At 54.4% G+C, this 5397-nt stretch carries 2 rRNA genes; both read left to right on the forward strand.

Annotation, left to right across the window (positions count from 1 at the left end):
- Positions 1-261: 261 nt before the first annotated feature.
- Positions 262-1785: ribosomal RNA gene (locus ACP699_RS17545) — 16S ribosomal RNA — on the forward strand.
- A gap of 420 nt (positions 1786-2205) precedes the next feature.
- Positions 2206-5310: ribosomal RNA gene (locus tag ACP699_RS17550) — 23S ribosomal RNA — on the forward strand.
- Together the 16S and 23S rRNA genes form the textbook arrangement of a ribosomal RNA operon.
- Positions 5311-5397 lie beyond the last annotated feature (87 nt).

Genomic DNA, 5397 nt, shown 5'->3' on the forward strand with positions numbered 1-5397 from the left:
GGTAAGATAGAGAAGTTGCCCTTCGGGCCTGGCTGTGATGGCTGGGTCGTGGGAGCATCCGATCCTTGAGAACTCAACAGCGTGCACTTGTCAAATGCCAAATTATCCTCGTCTAGCTTCGGCTAGTTGAGAATTCCTTTGGATCAAAGACCAACTCCTTCCGGGGGGTTGGCAATGGATGAAGTCAGCAATGAATTTGTCTCTTTGGTCAGCATCAAACTCGCTGCGTCACCGTTTTCCCGGTGGGGTATGCATTTCTTTTTTACGGAGAGTTTGATCCTGGCTCAGGATGAACGCTGGCGGCGTGCTTAACACATGCAAGTCGAACGGTGAACACGGAGCTTGCTCTGTGGGATCAGTGGCGAACGGGTGAGTAACACGTGAGCAACCTGCCCCTGACTCTGGGATAAGCGCTGGAAACGGCGTCTAATACTGGATATGTGACGTGACCGCATGGTCTGCGTCTGGAAAGAATTTCGGTTGGGGATGGGCTCGCGGCCTATCAGCTTGTTGGTGAGGTAATGGCTCACCAAGGCGTCGACGGGTAGCCGGCCTGAGAGGGTGACCGGCCACACTGGGACTGAGACACGGCCCAGACTCCTACGGGAGGCAGCAGTGGGGAATATTGCACAATGGGCGCAAGCCTGATGCAGCAACGCCGCGTGAGGGACGACGGCCTTCGGGTTGTAAACCTCTTTTAGCAGGGAAGAAGCGAAAGTGACGGTACCTGCAGAAAAAGCGCCGGCTAACTACGTGCCAGCAGCCGCGGTAATACGTAGGGCGCAAGCGTTATCCGGAATTATTGGGCGTAAAGAGCTCGTAGGCGGTTTGTCGCGTCTGCTGTGAAATCCGGAGGCTCAACCTCCGGCCTGCAGTGGGTACGGGCAGACTAGAGTGCGGTAGGGGAGATTGGAATTCCTGGTGTAGCGGTGGAATGCGCAGATATCAGGAGGAACACCGATGGCGAAGGCAGATCTCTGGGCCGTAACTGACGCTGAGGAGCGAAAGGGTGGGGAGCAAACAGGCTTAGATACCCTGGTAGTCCACCCCGTAAACGTTGGGAACTAGTTGTGGGGTCCATTCCACGGATTCCGTGACGCAGCTAACGCATTAAGTTCCCCGCCTGGGGAGTACGGCCGCAAGGCTAAAACTCAAAGGAATTGACGGGGACCCGCACAAGCGGCGGAGCATGCGGATTAATTCGATGCAACGCGAAGAACCTTACCAAGGCTTGACATATACGAGAACGGGCCAGAAATGGTCAACTCTTTGGACACTCGTAAACAGGTGGTGCATGGTTGTCGTCAGCTCGTGTCGTGAGATGTTGGGTTAAGTCCCGCAACGAGCGCAACCCTCGTTCTATGTTGCCAGCACGTAATGGTGGGAACTCATGGGATACTGCCGGGGTCAACTCGGAGGAAGGTGGGGATGACGTCAAATCATCATGCCCCTTATGTCTTGGGCTTCACGCATGCTACAATGGCCGGTACAAAGGGCTGCAATACCGCGAGGTGGAGCGAATCCCAAAAAGCCGGTCCCAGTTCGGATTGAGGTCTGCAACTCGACCTCATGAAGTCGGAGTCGCTAGTAATCGCAGATCAGCAACGCTGCGGTGAATACGTTCCCGGGTCTTGTACACACCGCCCGTCAAGTCATGAAAGTCGGTAACACCTGAAGCCGGTGGCCTAACCCTTGTGGAGGGAGCCGTCGAAGGTGGGATCGGTAATTAGGACTAAGTCGTAACAAGGTAGCCGTACCGGAAGGTGCGGCTGGATCACCTCCTTTCTAAGGAGCATCTGACTCTTCGGAGTCCAGAACCCAGATCGAAGGCATACGTTCTTCGCTGGGAGCTCATGGGTGGAACATTTGACATGGCATCGAGATCTGATCTCGGAACTAGTACGCCGCTTGCGGTTGGAAGGTTCTGGGTGAGGGGACCGGTGTCTGCACGCTGTTGGGTCCTGAGGGACCGGATGCGCTTTGACCTTCGGGTTGGAAGCATTTGGTTACTCTGGGCCTCTTTCTGTTTCCCCGTTTGCGGGGTTGTGGATAGGGGCACCGCCCGTACTTTGAGAACTACACAGTGGACGCGAGCATCTTGCAGCTGATCTTCGGATCGGTTGCACAAGATGATCTTAAAGATCATTAGTCAATTTCATTCCAGGCTTTCGAGTCTGGAGTCGATTCTGATTCAAACTCATGTGATTTCAAGTCTTTAAGAGCAAACGGTGGATGCCTTGGCATCTGGAGCCGAAGAAGGACGTAGCAATCTGCGATAAGCCTCGGGGAACTGATAAGCAAGTTTTGATCCGAGGGTGTCCGAATGGGGAAACCCCGCTGGGCGGCGTGCCGACCTAGTGACTCCCGCCTGAATATATAGGGCGGGTAGAGGGAACGTGGGGAAGTGAAACATCTCAGTACCCACAGGAAGAGAAAGCAACCGCGATTCCGTTAGTAGTGGCGAGCGAAACCGGAACAGGCTAAACCTAGCGTGTGTGATAGCCGGCAGGCGTTGCACGTTGGGGGTTGTGGGACTTTTCAGTCATCTCTGCCGAGATGGCGGCGTTACAAGAAGGTATAGACGAACGGTCTTGAAAGGCCGGTCATAGAGGGTGCCAACCCCGTAGTCGAAATGCCTCTCTTGGCGCGAAGAGTATCCCAAGTAGCACGGGGCCCGTGAAATCCCGTGTGAATCTGTCAGGACCACCTGATAAGCCTAAATACTCCCAGATGACCGATAGCGGACAAGTACCGTGAGGGAAAGGTGAAAAGTACCCCGGGAGGGGAGTGAAATAGTACCTGAAACCGTTTGCTTACAAACCGTTGGAGCCTCCTTAGTAGGGGTGACAGCGTGCCTTTTGAAGAATGAGCCTGCGAGTTAGCGATATGTGGCGAGGTTAACCCGTGTGGGGTAGCCGTAGCGAAAGCGAGTCTGAATAGGGCGATTCAGTCGCATGTCCTAGACCCGAAGCGAAGTGATCTATCCATGGCCAGGTTGAAGCGACGGTAAGACGTCGTGGAGGACCGAACCCACTTAGGTTGAAAACTGAGGGGATGAGCTGTGGATAGGGGTGAAAGGCCAATCAAACTTCGTGATAGCTGGTTCTCTCCGAAATGCATTTAGGTGCAGCGTTGCGTGTTTCTTGCCGGAGGTAGAGCTACTGGATGGCCGATGGGCCCTACAAGGTTACTGACGTCAGCCAAACTCCGAATGCCGGTAAGTGAGAGCGCAGCAGTGAGACTGTGGGGGATAAGCTTCATAGTCGAGAGGGAAACAACCCAGACCACCAACTAAGGTCCCAAAGCGCGTGCTAAGTGGGAAAGGATGTGGAGTTGCCTTGACAACCAGGAGGTTGGCTTAGAAGCAGCCACCCTTGAAAGAGTGCGTAATAGCTCACTGGTCAAGTGATTCCGCGCCGACAATGTAACGGGGCTCAAGCACGCCACCGAAGTTGTGGCATTGACATTATTGGTAGGCCTTCGTGGTCCAGCCGTGTTGATGGGTAGGAGAGCGTCGTGTGGCCAGCGAAGCGGCGGTGTAAACCAGCCGTGGAGGCTACACGAGTGAGAATGCAGGCATGAGTAGCGAATGACGTGTGAGAAACACGTCCTCCGAAAGACCAAGGGTTCCAGGGTCAAGCTAATCTTCCCTGGGTAAGTCGGGACCTAAGGCGAGGCCGACAGGCGTAGTCGATGGACAACGGGTTGATATTCCCGTACCGGCGAAGAACCGCCCAAGCTAATCCAGTAGTGCTAAGTGTCTGAATCCCAGTGACTGATCCCTTCGGGGTGACGCTCTGGGCCTAGCGCACGACCCCATTCTGGTGCGGTTAGCGTATTAACAGGTGTGACGCAGGAAGGTAGCCCAAGCCAGGCGATGGTTGTCCTGGTGCAAGTGCGTAGGCCGAGTCGTAGGCAAATCCGCGATTCACATAGGCTGAGACACGATGCGGATAAAAAGTGGGTGATCCTATGCTGCCAAGAAAAGCATCGACGCGAGGTTCTAGCCGCCCGTACCCCAAACCGACTCAGGTGGTCAGGTAGAGAATACCAAGGAGATCGAGAGAATCGTGGTTAAGGAACTCGGCAAAATGCCCCCGTAACTTCGGGAGAAGGGGGGCCTTCGGCGTATAGGGATTTACTCCCGAAAGCGTTTGGAGGCCGCAGAGACTAGTGGGTAGCGACTGTTTACTAAAAACACAGGTCCGTGCCAAGTCGCAAGACGATGTATACGGACTGACGCCTGCCCGGTGCTGGAAGGTTAAGAGGACCGGTTAGCCGCAAGGCGAAGCTGAGAATTTAAGCCCCAGTAAACGGCGGTGGTAACTATAACCATCCTAAGGTAGCGAAATTCCTTGTCGGGTAAGTTCCGACCTGCACGAATGGCGTAACGACTTCCCAACTGTCTCAACCGCGAACTCGGCGAAATTGCATTACGAGTAAAGATGCTCGTTACGCGCAGCAGGACGGAAAGACCCCGTGACCTTTACTACAGCTTGGTATTGGTGTTCGGTGTGGCTTGTGTAGGATAGGTGGGAGACTTTGAAGCATGGACGCTAGTTCGTGTGGAGTCATTGTTGAAATACCACTCTGGTCACTCTGGATATCTAACTTCGAACCGTAATCCGGTTCAGGGACAGTGCCTGGTGGGTAGTTTAACTGGGGCGGTTGCCTCCCAAAAAGTAACGGAGGCGCCCAAAGGTTCCCTCAACCTGGTTGGCAATCAGGTGTCGAGTGTAAGTGCACAAGGGAGCTTGACTGTGAGACTGACAGGTCGAGCAGGGACGAAAGTCGGGACTAGTGATCCGGCAGTGGCTTGTGGAAGCGCTGTCGCTCAACGGATAAAAGGTACCTCGGGGATAACAGGCTGATCTTGCCCAAGAGTCCATATCGACGGCATGGTTTGGCACCTCGATGTCGGCTCGTCGCATCCTGGGGCTGGAGTAGGTCCCAAGGGTTGGGCTGTTCGCCCATTAAAGCGGTACGCGAGCTGGGTTTAGAACGTCGTGAGACAGTTCGGTCCCTATCCGCTGCGCGCGTAGGAAATTTGAGAGGATCTGACCCTAGTACGAGAGGACCGGGTTGGACGAACCTCTGGTGTGTCAGTTGTTCCGCCAGGAGCACCGCTGATTAGCTACGTTCGGGATGGATAACCGCTGAAAGCATCTAAGCGGGAAGCCGGCCTCAAGATGAGATTTCCATACCTTCGGGTGAGAGGCTCCCAGCCAGACTACTGGGTTGATAGGCCAGATGTGGAAGTGCAGTAATGCATGCAGCTGACTGGTACTAATAAGCCGATGACTTGATAACACACCGTTTGTTGGTGCTACGCGTCCACTGAGTGGTTCTCGATGTACGGTCGAGAACCGCATAACAACAATGACTTTGTTATGTGTT

Source organism: Microbacterium sp. DWRC1-3 (assembly GCF_049896645.1).
GTDB classification, from domain to species: domain Bacteria; phylum Actinomycetota; class Actinomycetes; order Actinomycetales; family Microbacteriaceae; genus Microbacterium; species Microbacterium maritypicum.